This window comes from Delftia sp. Lp-1, assembly GCF_020523835.1.
In the GTDB taxonomy this organism is placed as follows: Bacteria; Pseudomonadota; Gammaproteobacteria; order Burkholderiales; family Burkholderiaceae_C; genus Comamonas; species Comamonas acidovorans.
The window spans coordinates 881,782-896,000 of the sequence record NZ_JAJALJ010000002.1; the positions used below are offsets into that span (position 1 = coordinate 881,782).

Annotated in this window: 15 protein-coding genes; 4 read left to right on the top strand and 11 right to left on the bottom strand. The window is 67.7% G+C overall.

From position 1 onward, the window contains the following. Positions 1-40: 40 nt before the first annotated feature. From tolA to LGR64_RS20775, 9 genes are all read right to left on the bottom strand, one after another. Positions 41-1,183, bottom strand: a complete 1,143-nt coding sequence (gene tolA, locus LGR64_RS20735; protein ID WP_141829233.1) for a cell envelope integrity protein TolA — start codon at positions 1,181-1,183, stop codon at positions 41-43. Positions 1,184-1,207: 24 nt separating this feature from the next. Beyond that, entirely contained in the window at positions 1,208-1,633 is a 426-nt protein-coding gene (locus LGR64_RS20740) for an ExbD/TolR family protein (protein ID WP_012204381.1), read from the bottom strand. A 30-nt stretch (positions 1,634-1,663) separates the two neighbouring features. After that, positions 1,664-2,368 carry a protein TolQ gene (gene tolQ, locus LGR64_RS20745; RefSeq protein ID WP_012204382.1) on the bottom strand — a complete coding sequence of 235 codons (705 nt, stop codon included), beginning with the start codon at positions 2,366-2,368 and terminating at the stop codon, positions 1,664-1,666. After that, positions 2,365-2,781, bottom strand: coding sequence for a tol-pal system-associated acyl-CoA thioesterase (gene ybgC, locus LGR64_RS20750; RefSeq protein ID WP_016450455.1), 417 nt, complete (start codon positions 2,779-2,781; stop codon positions 2,365-2,367). Before ybgC ends, tolQ begins: the two co-directional genes overlap by 4 nt. A 12-nt stretch (positions 2,782-2,793) precedes the next feature. Next, positions 2,794-3,978 carry a pyridoxal phosphate-dependent aminotransferase gene (locus LGR64_RS20755; protein WP_043796416.1) on the bottom strand — a complete coding sequence of 395 codons (1,185 nt, stop codon included), beginning with the start codon at positions 3,976-3,978 and terminating at the stop codon, positions 2,794-2,796. A 104-nt stretch (positions 3,979-4,082) separates the two neighbouring features. Then, positions 4,083-4,718, bottom strand: coding sequence for a transcription antitermination factor NusB (gene nusB, locus LGR64_RS20760; protein WP_013803409.1), 636 nt, complete (start codon positions 4,716-4,718; stop codon positions 4,083-4,085). Further along, a complete protein-coding gene (gene ribH / locus LGR64_RS20765) occupies positions 4,715-5,185 on the bottom strand; it encodes a 6,7-dimethyl-8-ribityllumazine synthase (RefSeq protein ID WP_012204386.1) in 471 nt (156 codons plus the stop codon). The genes nusB and ribH overlap by 4 nt, the downstream gene beginning before the upstream one ends. Positions 5,186-5,188: 3 nt before the next feature. Next, positions 5,189-6,310, bottom strand: coding sequence for a bifunctional 3,4-dihydroxy-2-butanone-4-phosphate synthase/GTP cyclohydrolase II (ribBA, locus tag LGR64_RS20770; RefSeq protein ID WP_013803408.1), 1,122 nt, complete (start codon positions 6,308-6,310; stop codon positions 5,189-5,191). Positions 6,311-6,522: 212 nt separating this feature from the next. Then, positions 6,523-6,861, bottom strand: a complete 339-nt coding sequence (locus LGR64_RS20775) for a 2Fe-2S iron-sulfur cluster-binding protein (RefSeq protein WP_230356814.1) — start codon at positions 6,859-6,861, stop codon at positions 6,523-6,525. A 634-nt stretch (positions 6,862-7,495) separates the two neighbouring features. On the opposite strand from LGR64_RS20775, the gene LGR64_RS20780 reads away from it, so the two are divergent. Both LGR64_RS20780 and gshA read left to right on the top strand, forming a co-directional pair. Beyond that, positions 7,496-8,404, top strand: a complete 909-nt coding sequence (locus LGR64_RS20780) for an SDR family NAD(P)-dependent oxidoreductase (RefSeq protein ID WP_013803405.1) — start codon at positions 7,496-7,498, stop codon at positions 8,402-8,404. A gap of 269 nt (positions 8,405-8,673) precedes the next feature. Then, entirely contained in the window at positions 8,674-10,203 is a 1,530-nt protein-coding gene (gshA, locus tag LGR64_RS20785) for a glutamate--cysteine ligase (protein ID WP_230356816.1), read from the top strand. Between the two features lie 7 nt (positions 10,204-10,210). Here the strand turns inward: gshA and LGR64_RS20790 are convergent, their stop codons facing one another. Continuing rightward, on the bottom strand, positions 10,211-10,423 hold the full coding sequence (locus LGR64_RS20790) for an oxidoreductase-like domain-containing protein (RefSeq protein ID WP_012204391.1): 213 nt from the start codon (positions 10,421-10,423) through the stop codon (positions 10,211-10,213). A gap of 2 nt (positions 10,424-10,425) precedes the next feature. After that, positions 10,426-10,668 carry a hypothetical protein gene (locus LGR64_RS20795; RefSeq protein ID WP_230356818.1) on the bottom strand — a complete coding sequence of 81 codons (243 nt, stop codon included), beginning with the start codon at positions 10,666-10,668 and terminating at the stop codon, positions 10,426-10,428. Between the two features lie 167 nt (positions 10,669-10,835). Here LGR64_RS20795 and ylqF point away from each other — a divergent pair, with 167 nt between their 5' ends. Together ylqF and LGR64_RS20805 are read left to right on the top strand one after the other, a co-directional pair. Then, positions 10,836-11,789 carry a ribosome biogenesis GTPase YlqF gene (gene ylqF / locus LGR64_RS20800; RefSeq protein WP_012204393.1) on the top strand — a complete coding sequence of 318 codons (954 nt, stop codon included), beginning with the start codon at positions 10,836-10,838 and terminating at the stop codon, positions 11,787-11,789. A 136-nt stretch (positions 11,790-11,925) separates the two neighbouring features. Continuing rightward, on the top strand, positions 11,926-14,217 hold the full coding sequence (locus tag LGR64_RS20805; RefSeq protein WP_088166903.1) for a putative bifunctional diguanylate cyclase/phosphodiesterase: 2,292 nt from the start codon (positions 11,926-11,928) through the stop codon (positions 14,215-14,217). Positions 14,218-14,219: the final 2 nt, after the last annotated feature.

Below are 14,219 nucleotides of genomic sequence, written 5' to 3' on the forward strand. Positions count from 1 at the left end.
ATGTACCGGCGGGGCTTTTTGATGAAGGGCCTGTGCCCGTTCAGTCCTGCGGGCGGAATCCGATGACCAGGTCCGAAGGCACGCGGCCATCGATGTCGCGCGGCAGCGTCTCGGTCTTTTGCAGCGCGCGGATGACGGCATCGTCCCAGGCCTTGTTGCCGCTGGACTTGGCAATGGTGGCGCCGGTGATGGTGCCATCGGGTGCGGTGCGCACGCGCACCTCGGCACGCGGGTTGCCGCTGATGGCGTCCGGGTAGACGATGTTGGGCTTGACGCGCGCGGCCACTTTGGCGCCATAGCCGGCCGAGGGGCCTCCGGCCGAGCTGCCCGAGCCACCGCTTTTGCTTCCGCCCGCGCCTTCGCCGGCCGAGCCGCCGCTGCCGGCCAGGCCCTGCATGCGGCGGATGTTCTCCAGGCGGCGTGCCTCGGCCTCCTTGGCCTCGCGGGCTTCCTTGGCGGCCTGTTCCTTCTTGCGCTTGTCCTCGGCGGCCTTCTTCTCGGCTTCGGCCTTGGCGGCCTTTTCCTTGTCGGCCTTCTCGGCTTTCTCGCGCTCGGCCTTGTCCTTGGCGGCTTTTTCCTTGTCCGCCTTTTCCTTTTCGGCCTTGTCCTTCTTTTGCTGCTCCAGGCGGTCCTTGCGGTCCTGCTCGGCCTTGTCCTTTTTCTGCTGCTCGAGCTTGTCGCGGCGGTCCTTCTCGGCTTTTTCCGCCTTCTCGCGCTCGGCCTTGTCCTTGGCCGCCTTGTCGGCCTTTTCCTTGTCCAGGCGCTCCTGGCGTTCCTTCTCGCGCTGCTCACGGGCGGCCTGTTCGGCGCGCTCCTTCTTTTGCTGCTCGATCTTGCGCTTCTTCTCCAGCGCGATCTCGGCCTCGCGGTCGTCGTCCACGGCCTGCGGCTTGGGAGGTGGGGGCGGTGCAATCACGGGCGCGGGCGGCGGCGGTGGCGGCTGGGGAACAGGCTCGGGTGCAGGTGGCGGCGGTGGCGCAGGCACGGGCAGGGCGGGAGCGGGTGCGGCCGTGGACCAGAACTCGGCCTCGACCATGGGCTCGTCGGCCTGCTTCGGGGGGCGCACGGTCCACAGCATGGCGGCCACAAGCAGCCCGTGCGCTGCCGCGGCCAGGGCCCACGAGCGCGTGCGGCCGCGCGTGCGCGGCGGTGCGAACTGGTCGTGGTCTTGCAGGTTGGGCATGGAATCGAAGGCGGGCGGCGCTGCTTACTGGGAGGACTTGACGCCGAAGGCCACGCGCTTGACGCCGGCCGACTGCAGGGCCGACATGGCGGCCATCACGGTCTCGAAGGGCAGCTTCTTGTCCGCCGAAATCAGCACGGCGCTGTCGTCGCTTTGCTGGTCCTGCCAGCTCCTGGCGGCTGCGCCCAGCTCCTTGAGCGTGACGGTCTTGTCGGTGCTGCCGGCCTTGATGCGGATGCCGCCGTCCTTGTCGATCATCACGTCGGCGCGCTTCGGGGGCGTGCGCGCGGCCTTGCCGGCGCTGGGCACGTTGATGGAGCCCGGCGTGAGCATGGGGGCCGTCACCATGAAGATGATGAGCAGCACCAGCATCACGTCGATGAAGGGCACCATGTTGATCTCGTTGACGGTGCGGCGGCTGCGGCCGCCGCGCGAGGCTACTGCGGGCATGTGCTCACTCCTTGCTGGCTTTGAGCGACTTCAATGGCCGGACGGGGTGCTGGAGCCGGTCGCACCCACGTTGCGCTGCAGGATGTTGGAGAACTCTTCGATGAAGGTTTCCTGCTGGCTGGCCACACGGTCGATCTGGTGGGCATAGCGGTTGTAGGCCGTGACGGCCGGGATGGCGGCGAACAGGCCCATGGCTGTGGCCACCAGCGCCTCGGCAATGCCGGGGGCCACGGTGGCCAGCGTGATCTGCTCCATGTTGGCAAAGCCGGTGAAGGCATGCATCACGCCCCAGACCGTGCCGAACAGGCCGATGTAGGGAGAGACCGAACCCACGGTGCCCAGGAAGGACAGGCCTGACTCGACCTCGTCCATCTCGCGCTGGAAGCTGGCGCGCATGGCGCGGCGCGTGCCGTCCATCAACTGGTTCACATCGGCGATGCGGCGCTCGCGCAGCTTCTGGTACTCGCGCATGCCGCTGGCGAAGATGCGTTCCATGGGGCCGCCCTGCTTGGCGTGGTGGGCCGCCGAGGCGTAGAGGTCGTTGAGGCTGGTGCCCGACCAGAAGTCCTGCTCGAAGCCGTCGTTGAGCGAGCGCACGCGCTTCAAGGTCTGCGACTTGCGGAAGATGGTGGCCCAGCTGGCCACCGAGGCGCCCACGAGGATCAGCATGACCAGCTGCACGACCCAGCTGGCCTGCAGCACGAGGCTGAGTATGGACATGTCATGGGAGTTCATGAGAGTTGCTCCAGGATGCGGTTCGGAATTCTTGCGGGGCGCATGGTCGAGCCATCCACCCATCCAATGCGGATCGTGCCTTCGCACAACAGGGGCGGCGGCGCATTGCCATCGCCGGCGGATGCCAGCAGCGCCTGCTGCCGTATTGTCAGCGAAGCGCGCCCGCTGCTTTGCAGCTCGGCGGTAACAAGGAGTTGGTCATCGAGCCGGGCCGCCCGCAGGTATTGCAGCTGGGCCTGGGTTACGACAAACATGCCGCCCGTTTGTTCCCGCAGCTGCTGCTGGCCTATGCCCAGGGCGCGCAGCCACTCGGTGCGGGCGCGCTCGAAGAACTTGAGGTAGTTGGCGTAGAACACGATGCCGCCGGCATCGGTGTCCTCCCAGTAGACGCGGATGGGAAATTCGAAAGCCATGTGCGGCGGGCCTCAGGCCAGCAGGCGCTGCAGGCGGCGCACGGCCTCCTGCAGCTGTTCCATGGAGTTGGCCGTGGAAAAGCGCACGAAGTCGGCGGTCTCGAACGTGCCGAAGTCGCGGCCCGGCGTGATGGCCAGATGGGCGCGCTCCATGACGGCGTAGGCAAAGTCCCAGCTGCCCTGGACGCCGAGCTTGGCGGCAGCGGCACGGCAGTCGGCCCAGGCGTAGAAGGCGCCGTCGGGCTGCACGGGCACGGGCAGGCCCAGGGCCTCGAGCGCAGGGATGAAGAAGTCGCGCCGGGCCTTGAATTCGGCGCGGCGGCGCTCGTACTCGGCAATGGACTCGGGCTCGAAGCAGGCCAGGGCGGCGCGCTGCGAGACGGTGCTGGCGCAGATGAAGAGGTTCTGCGCCACGCGCTCGACCACGGGCACCATGGCCTCGGGCACCACCATCCAGCCCAGGCGCCAGCCCGTCATGTTGAAGTACTTGCTGAAGCTGTTGATGCTGATGACGTCCTCGCCCAGCGCCAGCGCGGTCTGGCCGAAGGCGTCGTCATGCGACAGGCCCAGGTAGATCTCGTCGATGATGGTCAGCCCGCCCCGTGCGCGCACCACGTCGAGGATGCGGCGCAGCTCGGCCGGCGCAATCGACGTGCCGGTGGGATTGGAGGGTGAGGCCAGCAGCACGCCGCGCGTGTGCTCGTTCCAGGCGGCCTCGACCTTGTCGGCGCTCAACTGGTAGCGTTCGGCCGCCGTGGTCGGCACCATCACGGCCCGGCCTTCGGCTGCGCTCACGAAGTGGCGGTTGCAGGGATAGCTGGGGTCGGGCATGAGGATTTCGTCGCCCGCGTCGATGGTGGCCAGGCAGGCCAGCTGCAGTGCGGCCGAGGCGCCGGCCGTGACCACGATGCGCCGCGCCGGCACATCCACGCCGAAGCGCTGCGCATACCAGTGGCTGATGCGCTCGCGCAGCTGGGGCAGGCCCAGGGCCGGCGTGTATTGCGTGGCGCCGTCCTGCACGGCGCGCGCTGCGGCCTCCTGCACCAGCGGGGGCGCGGTGAAGTCGGGCTCGCCGATGTTCAGGAAGATCATCGGCGTGTCGCTGTCCGCGCAGCCGCGCGCCATCTCCTGCGCCGCCTTGGCGATCTCCATCACGTAAAAGGGCTCAATGCGGTCGGCGCGGGTCGAAAACTTCATGACGGGTGAAATCCTGGAAGAGGCGCCCGCGCCCGGCAGGCGCGGGCGGGCCATGGATGGCCGGATGCGGCGGGGCCTGTGCCCCGAAGACCCGAGGCGCGGCGTCAGCCGGCGGCCTGGTCGGCAGCGTCGTCTGCTGCTGCGTCCGTGGCGGCATCTGCTGCCGCGTCGGTGGCCGTGTCTGCCTTGGCGGCGGGCTGCGCGGGCGCGGAGCCCTTGCCCGCACGGTCATGCTCGACTTCGGCCGCGCGCAGCGTGGGCGCCAGGCCGTTGAGCACGGCGTTCACGTATTTGTGGCCGTCGGTGCCGCCGAATTCCTTGGCCAGCTCTATGCACTCGTTGAGCACCACGCGCCAGGGCACGTCGGGGCAGTGCTGGAATTCATACACGCCGATCCACATGCTGGCGTGCTCGATGGGCGAGATCTCGGCCATGGTGCGGTCCAGCTTGGGGGCGATCAGCGCGTCCAGGTCCACCTGGGAGTTGATGCAGCCGCGCAGCAGCGCGTCGTAGTGCACCGAGTCGGCCTTGTGAAAGCCGGACAGGTCGCGCGTGAAGCGGTCGATGGCCTCCACGTCGTTGCCGCCCACCAGGTGCTGGTACAGCGCCTGCAGCGCGAATTCACGCGCACGGCTGCGGTTGGACTTGGAGGCGGCCTTGCGCGCGCCGGTGCTGGTCAGGCCGCCGCGGCTTTGGCGGGGAGGGCGGCCCGAGGCCGGTGTGGATTGTTCGTCGCTCATGTTCGGGCTATGGTTTGGAGCAGGTTGGCCATCTCCACGGCGACCCGGGCCGCGTCGCGTCCCTTTTCGGTCTGGCGCGCGATGGCCTGCTCCGTGTTCTCGGTGGTGATGATCGCGTTGGCGATCGGCAGCTGGTAGTCCAGGGCCAGGCGCGTGACACCCGCGCCCGATTCGTTGGCCACCAGCTCGAAGTGGTATGTCTCCCCACGGATGATGCAACCCAGCGCCACCAGGGCGTCGTACCGGTCGGACTCGGCCATCGCCTGCAGCGCCACGGGCACTTCCAGGGCGCCGGGCACGGTGACGTGGTCGATGTTTCCGGCCTGCACGCCCAGGGCCAGCAGCTCTTCGCGGCAGGCCTGGGTCAGGCTGTTGGTGATGCTTTCATTGAAGCGGGCCTGGACGATGCCGACGCGCAGCTGCGCGCCGTCGAGGTTCTGGGCCTGGCCCTTTTCTGCGTTCAACATTTCTTATTCCTTGGGGATGTAGCCGCTGATCTCGAGGCCGTAGCCGGCCATGCTGGGCAGGCGGCGCGGCTGGCCCATGAGCTGCATGCGCTGCACGCCGCATTCGCGCAGGATCTGCGCGCCCACGCCATAGGTGCGCAGGTCCATGCGGCCGCGCTCGGGGGCCTGGGCGGCACGGGCGCTGCCGTCGAACTGGGCCATCAGCTGGTCGCCGGTTTCGCCGCAGTTGAGCAGCACGGCCACGCCGTGGCCCTGGCGGGCGATGTATTCGAGGCTGGAGTCCAGGCTCCAGGAGTGCAGGGTGCGGCCGGTCTCCAGCGCGTCCAGCACGGACAGCGGCTCATGCACACGCACTGGCACGGGGGTGTCGGCTTCCCACTGGCCCTTGACCAGGGCCAGGTGCACGGATTGGCTGGGCAGGTCGCGGAAGGCATGGGCGATGAACTCGCCATGCGCCGTCTGCAGCGGGCGCGTGCCGACCTTGCTGAGCAGGGATTCGTTGCGGCTGCGGTACTGGATCAGGTCGGCAATGGTGCCGATCTTCAGGCCGTGCTCGGCAGCGAACAGCTGCAGGTCGGGCAGGCGGGCCATGGTGCCGTCGTCCTTCATGATCTCGCAGATCACGGCGGCGGGGCTGCAGCCGGCCAGGGCGGCGAAGTCGCAGCCAGCCTCGGTATGGCCGGCGCGCATGAGCACGCCGCCGTCGACGGCCTGCAGCGGGAAGATGTGGCCGGGCTGGACCAGGTCCGTGGGCTTGGAGTCCTTGGCCACGGCGGCCTGCACGGTGCGCGCGCGGTCGGCGGCGGAGATGCCGGTGGTCACGCCCTCGGCCGCTTCGATGGAGACGGTGAAGGCCGTGCTGTACACGGTGCCGTTGCGCGCGGCCATGGGCGGCAGCTTCAGGTATTCGCAGCGCTCGCGCGTGAGCGTCAGGCAGATCAGGCCGCGGCCGAAGCGCGCCATGAAGTTGATCGCCTCGGGGGTGACATGGTCGGCGGCCAGCACCAGGTCGCCTTCGTTCTCGCGGTCTTCCTCGTCGACGAGGATGACCATGCGGCCCGCGCGCATGTCGGCAATGATGTCTTCCACCGGCGAGATGGGCACGGGGGACGTGGAGTTGTTCATGGAGTGCCTTCTGGAGGAGCCGGGTCGTGCGGACGGGGCGCGGCACACGCGCCGGCTCCATCGGCCTGGCAGGCGTCAGAAGTGGGCTTCCAAAGAACGTGTGGCGCGGCGCAGCCGCTGTCGGCAATCGGCATGACCCGGAATGACCTTGCGAAAGCGCACATTCTATTCCAGCGGCCATCGGCCGCAGGCGGCGCGGGCTTTGGCCGGATTCAGGGGCCGGGGTCCTGCAGCACCACATCGCCTTCGGGATAGGCGATGCAGGGCAGCACGCAGCCCTCGGCCCGTTCCTCGCGCGTCACGCCCGGCCATTCAATCTCGTAGCGCACGCTGCCCGAGACCAACTGCCCGATGCAGGTGCGGCAGGTGCCGTTGCGGCAGGAGCTGGGCCAGTCCACGCCGCCCTGCTCCAGCGAATGCAGCAGCGGCTGGTCGGCCCAGGCATCGACCTGCAGGCCGCTGGGCGTGAGGCGGGCGGTGAAGAAGGGCGGGGAAAAAGGGGAGGAAGCGGGGGGAGATGTGGGGGAGGAGGTAGGTGAATCCTGGCTCATGGGCGTCTGCTTTGGATGGGATCTGCCGAGCCTGCATTTGTATGCGATACGGAGCAGGTCGGCACAGGTCCGGAATTGCGCTGCTTGCCTGTTTTTTAATCAATCGCAGGGCTTGTATTTCAAATCAATGACTTAACCGCGAAATCAGGCCGTTGCAGCCGCTTGTCCACATGCTTGTCCAGTCCGAATGGGGGTAAATGCGTACATGCGGGTTGTGCGGTGGATAAGCGGAACGCGGCCCGAAAATCCGGGGTCTTCTGCCTGTTTTTTAAGCGGACTGCATGTTTCCCTTTTGAATCAATGGCTTGTGTGGCTTATCCCGCCCGCTGTGAAAGTTGTTCACAAGATTGTTCAGGGTGAGACGGGATAAGTCGGGCAGACGACTTGTGGATTTGATTAAAAAATAGGCAAAAGAAAAAAATCCATTCAAAACAACCGCTTGGATCACCAGTCCCGGGCCAGCACATGGTTGTCCACAGGCTTGTCACGCAATGGTGGGGACAAGGCTGGCGGCCCTGCCGCAGTCGCTTGGGCAACCGGAACGAAGGCGGCGTCCGTCTACATTGCTGGGTGACCGGCGCCTTGCCATCCGGCGGGCAGAGCCGGCATCCAATGCAACAAAGGGAGCATCTCCATGGCGATTGAGTTTGAAGGCCGCGTGGCCATCGTGACGGGGGCCGGCGGCGGCCTGGGGCGTCTGCATGCGCTGGCGCTGGCGGCGCGCGGCGCCAAGGTGCTGGTCAATGATCTGGGCGGCGCGGTCGATGGCAGCGGCGGCTCGGCCACGGCGGCCCAGGCCGTGGTGGACGAGATCCGCGCGGCGGGCGGCCAGGCGCTGGCCAACGGCGCATCGGTCACCGATTTCGCGGCCGTGCAGGCCATGGTGCAGCAGGCCGTCGATGCCTGGGGCCGCGTGGACATCCTGGTCAACAACGCCGGCATCCTGCGCGACAAGAGCTTCGCCAAGATGGACATGGATGATTTCCGCCTGGTGGTGGAAGTGCACCTGATGGGCGCCGCCCATTGCTGCAAGGCCGTGTGGCCGCACATGCAGGCGCAGAACTACGGGCGCATCGTGATGACCACCTCGTCCACGGGCCTGTATGGCAACTTCGGCCAGGCCAACTACGGCGCGGCCAAGCTGGCCCAGGTCGGCCTCATGCAGACGCTGGCCATCGAAGGCGCCAAGCACGGCATCCATGTGAATGCGCTGGCCCCCACGGCGGCCACCCGCATGACCGAAGGCCTGATGCCCGAGGCCGTGCTGGCCGCCCTCAAGCCCGAGGCCGTGGTGCCCGCCATGCTGGTGCTGGCCCACGAAAGTGCGCCCACACGTACCACGCTGTGCGCAGGCGCGGGCGGCTTCGAGGCGGCCTTCATCACGCTGACCGAAGGCGTGTATCTGGGCCAGGGCGATCAGGTGCCGGAGCAACTGGCTGCGCAACTGGCCCAGGTGCTGGACCGCAGCGGCGAACAGGTGCCTGCCAGCGGCGCCGCGCAGGGTACGCTGGAAGTGGGCAAGGCCATGGCCGCTGCCCGTTGATGAAGCGAGGCCGGCAAGTGATTTCACCGCTGGCCGGCCAGCCTTTGCCCGGCGTCAAGGCAGGGCCTGCCGGGAGGGCGAAACTCTGACATATTCCTTTCGCTCGCGGCGGTGCCATGCGGGGCAACAGGCCAAAACGCGTGGTTAAGCGGACAGGCACCATCGCGTTTCCTGCCGTTTCTCTATCATTCGGCGTCCGGGTCGGGTCCGCCGGGAATCCTGGTGGTTTCCGTGTGGGCCGGTGCCCATCAACGAATCGGTAAACAAGAATGAAAACATCGCAGGCATCCATGGCGGTTCCCGATCCCCAGCGGCTCAAGGGCATACGCCGTGGCATAGAAAAGGAGGGCCTGCGCGTGCTGCCTTCCGGCAGCCTGGCGCTGACGCCGCATCCCCTGGCACTGGGCTCGGCGCTCACGCATCCGCACATCACCACCGACTACAGCGAATCGCAGATCGAGCTGATCACGGGCGCGCGCCTGGGCGTGCAGGAATGCCTGGACGAGCTGGTGCAGATCCACCAGTTCGTGCTGCGCAGCCTGCGCGATGCGGGCGGCGAGATGCTGTGGTCGTCCAGCATGCCCTGCCAGCTGCCCACGGACGAGACGATTCCGCTGGCGCGCTATGGCTCCTCGCATTCGGGCCGCTCCAAGAGCGTGTACCGCATGGGCCTGGGCCATCGCTATGGCCGGCGCATGCAGACGATTTCGGGCATCCACTACAACTGGTCGCTGCCCGGCGTGGCCAGCGAGCAGTATTTCTCGCTGATCCGCAATTTCCGGCGCCATGCCTTCGTGCTGCTGTACTTGTACGGCGCATCGCCCGCGCTGTGTCCCTGTTTCGTCGAGGGGCGCGAGCATGGCCTGAAGCCGCTGGGCAATACGGGCCAGGCGCTTTACCTGCCCCATGCCACCTCGCTGCGCATGGGCCGCCTGGGCTACCAGAGCGATGCGCAGGCCAGCATCAACGTCAGCTACAACGGCCTGGAAGGCTATGCGAATTCGCTGCATGAGGCGCTGACCCATCCCTACCCGGCCTACGAGATGCTGGGCGTGCGCAATCCGGGCGGCGACTACAACCAGCTGGGCACGGGTCTGCTGCAGATCGAGAACGAGTTCTACGGCACCATCCGCCCCAAGCGCACCGTCAGCCGTGGCGAGCGCCCGCTGCATGCCTTGCGTGAGCGCGGCGTGGAGTATGTGGAAGTGCGCCTGATGGACCTCGATCCCTTCGAGGATGTGGGCATTGCCGCCCCCACCATGCGCATGCTGGACGTGTTCCTGCTGCACTGCCTGAATGCCGACAGCCCGCCCGATACGCCGGCCGAGATCGCCGAACTCAAGCACAACCAGCACCTGACCGCCGAGCGTGGCCGCGAGCCCGGCCTGCAGCTGGTGCGCGCGGGCCGCGAGGTGCCGCTGCGCGACTGGGCCCATGAAGTGCTGGACCAGTGCCGCCCCTATGCCCAGGCGCTGGACAGCGCGCACGGCACGCAGGATTACAGTGCCGCGCTGGCCCAGGCGCTGGAACGCCTGGAGCATCCGGAGCGCACGCCGTCGGCCCATGTGCTGGGCGAGCTGACGGGCGAGTACGGCAACAGCTTCTCGCGCTTCACGCTGGCCCGTTCCGAGCAGGCCCGCGATTCGCTGCTGGCCCTGCCCTGGAGCCAGGCGCAGCAGCAGCGCTTCGAGCAATGGTCGGCGCAGTCCGTGCAGGACCAGCGCGACATCGAGGCCGCAGACACGCTGTCCTTCGAGGAATGGCGCCTGCGCTACATGTCGCCCGAGAACCTGCGCTGACCGTGCCTCAGCCAGGTCCGCCACTCAGGGCCTGGCCTGCATCCTCGCACCAGAACAGCACGGCGTCGTAGAAGCCTTCCCAGACGCAGCCGTTGCAGCCGCGGCCGCAGCAACTGGTGGGCTGGGGCGGCGCCGGGCGCAGTGCAATGCCTGCAGCCTGGGCGCGCTGCTGCCAAAGCCCGATCTGCGACAGCGCCTGCTCCAGCGGGCCCTGCACCATGCTCAGCGCCGCGCCTTGCTGCGGCGCACCACAAACAGCACGATGAAGGCCGTGCCCAGCAGCAGGGCGAACCAGCCGACCAGGTACGACTGGGCCATCATCTGCACGATGCCCCCGGGTGCCATGAACTGCGGCGCCAGCAGAATCATCAGGCCGATCACGGCGCAGGTCACTCCCTTGATCAACAGTTCGATGTCGGCCTTGCGCGAGGCGGAGCGGGAAGAGGGGGTATCGGGCAAGGACATAGGCAGTGAGGCGGGGCGTAAAAGCGGGGGACAATTGCGGCTTGCGCAAGAAAGAATGAAGCCTGCGGTTTGCGCTGGGGCGCAGCGCGCTGTTCCATCCTGTCTGCGCAAGCCATGAATTATCCTTGCGCCCCTGCCAGTTCCCCCGTTTCCCAGAAAGTAATCCCATGGCCATACAGTGGTTCCCCGGTCACATGAATCTCACGCGCAAGGTGATCACCGAGCGCGTCAAGGAAATCGATGTGGTCATCGAAGTGCTGGATGCGCGCCTGCCGGGGTCGAGCAGCAACCCGCTGCTGCAGGAGCTGACGGGCCACAAGCCGCGCCTGCAGGTGCTCAACAAGCAGGACCTGGCCGATGCCGCGCGCACGCCGCTGTGGCTGGACTGGTACAACGCCCAGAGCGACACGCGCGCCATTGCGCTGGACGCCTCCGAGCCCGCGCCCACGCGCCGGCTGATCGAGGCCTGCAAGCTGCTGGCCCCCAACCGTGGCGGCATGGCCAAGCCCATGCGCGTGCTGATCTGCGGCATTCCCAACGTGGGCAAGTCCACGCTGATCAACTCCATGAGCGGCAAGCGGCAGGCCAAGACGGGGGACGAGGCCGGCATCACCAAGCTGGAGCAGCGCATCGTGCTGGCCGACGACTTCTACCTCTGGGACACGCCCGGCATGCTGTGGCCGCGCATCATCGTCGAGCAAAGCGGCTACAACCTGGCCGCCAGCGGCGCCGTGGGCCGCAACGCCTATGACGAGGAACTGGTGGCGCTGGAGCTGCTGGGCTATCTGCAGAAGAACTACGCGGACCTGCTGGAGGCGCGCTACAAGCTGGGCCTGGACAACGAACGCATTGCAGCCCTGCATGACGACGAGCTGCTGGACGCCATCGGCCGGCGCCGCGGCGCCATGATGAGCGGCGGACGTGTCAATCTGCAAAAAGCTGCCGAGCTGGTGCTCACGGATTTCCGCGGAGCAATCCTGGGCCGCATCACGCTGGAGACGCCCGACGAATACGCGCAGTGGCTGGCCGTGGGCCAGGAACGCGATGCCGAGCGCCAGGCGCGCAAGGACGCCAGCAAGGCGCGCAAGCGCCCCCCGCGCGAGCGCAAAAGCGCGCCCTGAGGCACCGCCGGCCGGCGCCGGCATACCCCGTTTGGTGCAAGAGGGCGTCCGACCGGGGCGGTGGCACAACCACCACAGCCGCAGGCGGCGCCGACCGCTAGCATGTTGAGTGTTCTTTCTCTGTTGGGGCTTTTTCATGCGGCGTCATCGAGTCGAGGCGGAAATCCATTTGTCCCTGCGCCGGGTCGTTCTGGTCGGCAGCCTATGGATCACCAGCCTCACCGTGCTCCTGGCCATGGCGCTTCTGACGCAGGACCCCGTTCCCTGGCCCAGCGTACGGCTGAACCTGGTTGCCGCGGGCGTGAGCTTCGGCGCCGTGCTGCTGGGCTGGCGCCGGCACTGGAGGCTGGCCTCCAATCTTCTGGTCTGGGGCACCTGGGTGGCAGCCGTGACCGTGGTGGCTGCCACGGGCGGCGTGCAAAGCAGCTCGGTGCTGGCCTTTCCGGCCTTGCTCGTCATGTGCGCCTGGGTGCTGGGCGTGCGCACCACGCTGGCCATGCTGGTGCTGTCCGTGCTGGCCATGGCCGCGTTCTGGGTGGCGGGCCGCGAGGGGGTTGACTGGATAGGCCAGCGCGAGACCTCGCCCGTGTTCTCCATGCTGTACTTCGTGGGCATGCTGGGGCTGACGGGCACGGTCACGCTGATGGCAAGGCGCAGCCTGATCCGCCGTGCCCAGGAACTGCAGGACACGCTGGGCTCGCTGGAGCAGCACCAGGACGATCTGCGCAAGTTCTACCGCGCCGTGGAGCAGAACCCCGAAAGCATCGTCATCACCGACGTGCACCAGAACATCGTCTACGTGAACGAGGCCTTTTTGCAGCGCACCGGCTTTGCGCGCAACGAGGTCCTGGGCCAGCCCACGCACCGCTACTCCACCATGGGCCTGGACGCGCCTGCATGGGAGGAGGCCTTGCACCAGCTGGGCCGGGGCGCGCTGTGGCGCGGCCAGATGACCAACCGCACACGCCAGGGCGAGGACCTGCCCGAGGCCGTGCTGGTGGCGCCCATACGCGCCTCGGACGGCAGCATCGTCAACTATGTGGAACTCAAGCAGGACCTGTCCGAGCGCATGCGCGCAGAACGCCAGATCCATGCACTGGCGCATTTCGACGCGCTCACCGGCCTGCCCAACCGCCTGTCGCTGACCCAGCGCCTGCGCGCGCTGGCGCGCGAATTCCGCGAGGGCGGCAAGGGCGGCGAGCCGCGCCACGGTCTGCTGCTGCTGGACATGGACCGCTTCACCGCCTTCAACGATGTGCGCGGCACGGTGCGTGGCGATGCGCTGCTGGGCGCGCTGGCGCTGCGCCTGGCCGATGCCCTGCCCGACGGCGTGCTGCTGGCCCGCATGGGCGCCGACGAATTTGCCGTGCTGCTGGAGAAGGTCGGCCAGGAGGCGGCCGAGGTCGACCAGCACATGCGCGCCCTGGCCCAGGTGCTGCAGGACGCGCTGGAGCGGCCGCTGTGGCTGGAGGAAACCGGCGAGGAAGTGCAGGCCAGCTGCAGCATTGGCGCGGCCAGCTTTGCCGCCTCGCGCACCGACAGCGGTGGCCATGACGTGCTGCGGCGCGCGGGCGTGGCCCTGCACCAGGCCAAGCAGGCCGGGCTGGGTCAGGTCGTCATCTTCCAGCCCGACATGGCCGAGGCCGTGGGCAAGCGCTTTCGCATCGAAAAGGACTTGCGCCGCGCCATTCCTGCCGGCGAGCTGCAGCCTTATCTGCAGTCCCAGGTGGACCACATGGGGCGCTGTGTGGGCGCCGAGGTGCTGGTGCGCTGGAACCATCCGCGCCTGGGCATGGTCGAGCCCGGTGATTTCATTCCCGTGGCCGAGGAATCGGACCTGATCGTGCAACTGGGCGACTGGATGCTGGAGCAGGCCTGCCGCATGCTGGTGCGGCCCGAGTTCGTGCAGCAGGGCTGGCGGCTGTCGGTCAACGTCAGCTGGCGGCAGTTCCGCCAGCCCGACGTGGTGGACAAGCTCAAGCGCACCCTGGCCGCAACCGGAGCCGACCCGCGCCGCCTCACGCTGGAGGTCACCGAAAGCGTGGTCATGCGCGATGTGGACGAGGCGCGCGAGCGCATGGCCGAGCTGCAGCTGCTGGGCGTGGAGATGGGGCTGGACGACTTCGGCACCGGCTATTCATCGCTGGCCTATCTGCAGCGGCTGCCGTTCCGTGAACTCAAGATCGACAAGTCCTTTGTGCAGGACTGCCATACCTCGCCGGGCAATGCCGCCATGGTCGAGGCGATCCTGCTGCTGGCCAGACGCCTGCGCCTGCGCGTGGTGGCCGAAGGAGTGGAGACCGAAGAGCAGGCCGGCACGCTGCGGGCCTGGAACCAGGACGTGCTGTTCCAGGGCTACCACTACGGCCGGCCGCTGCCGGCGGTCGAGTGGGTGGATCTGCAACTGGGGGCGCCTGCCGGCGTGTGAAA

Bases quoted from the DNA above. Each gene is read 5' to 3' on its own strand.
- tolA (WP_141829233.1), bottom strand. From the start codon at position 1,183: ATGCCCAACCTGCAAGACCACGACCAGTTCGCACCGCCGCGCACGCGC.
- LGR64_RS20740 (WP_012204381.1), bottom strand. From the start codon at position 1,633: ATGCCCGCAGTAGCCTCGCGCGGCGGCCGCAGCCGCCGCACCGTCAAC.
- tolQ (WP_012204382.1), bottom strand. From the start codon at position 2,368: ATGAACTCCCATGACATGTCCATACTCAGCCTCGTGCTGCAGGCCAGC.
- ybgC (WP_016450455.1), bottom strand. From the start codon at position 2,781: ATGGCTTTCGAATTTCCCATCCGCGTCTACTGGGAGGACACCGATGCC.
- LGR64_RS20755 (WP_043796416.1), bottom strand. From the start codon at position 3,978: ATGAAGTTTTCGACCCGCGCCGACCGCATTGAGCCCTTTTACGTGATG.
- nusB (WP_013803409.1), bottom strand. From the start codon at position 4,718: ATGAGCGACGAACAATCCACACCGGCCTCGGGCCGCCCTCCCCGCCAA.
- ribH (WP_012204386.1), bottom strand. From the start codon at position 5,185: ATGTTGAACGCAGAAAAGGGCCAGGCCCAGAACCTCGACGGCGCGCAG.
- ribBA (WP_013803408.1), bottom strand. From the start codon at position 6,310: ATGAACAACTCCACGTCCCCCGTGCCCATCTCGCCGGTGGAAGACATC.
- LGR64_RS20775 (WP_230356814.1), bottom strand. From the start codon at position 6,861: ATGAGCCAGGATTCACCTACCTCCTCCCCCACATCTCCCCCCGCTTCC.
- LGR64_RS20780 (WP_013803405.1), top strand. From the start codon at position 7,496: ATGGCGATTGAGTTTGAAGGCCGCGTGGCCATCGTGACGGGGGCCGGC.
- gshA (WP_230356816.1), top strand. From the start codon at position 8,674: ATGAAAACATCGCAGGCATCCATGGCGGTTCCCGATCCCCAGCGGCTC.
- LGR64_RS20790 (WP_012204391.1), bottom strand. From the start codon at position 10,423: ATGGTGCAGGGCCCGCTGGAGCAGGCGCTGTCGCAGATCGGGCTTTGG.
- LGR64_RS20795 (WP_230356818.1), bottom strand. From the start codon at position 10,668: ATGTCCTTGCCCGATACCCCCTCTTCCCGCTCCGCCTCGCGCAAGGCC.
- ylqF (WP_012204393.1), top strand. From the start codon at position 10,836: ATGGCCATACAGTGGTTCCCCGGTCACATGAATCTCACGCGCAAGGTG.
- LGR64_RS20805 (WP_088166903.1), top strand. From the start codon at position 11,926: ATGCGGCGTCATCGAGTCGAGGCGGAAATCCATTTGTCCCTGCGCCGG.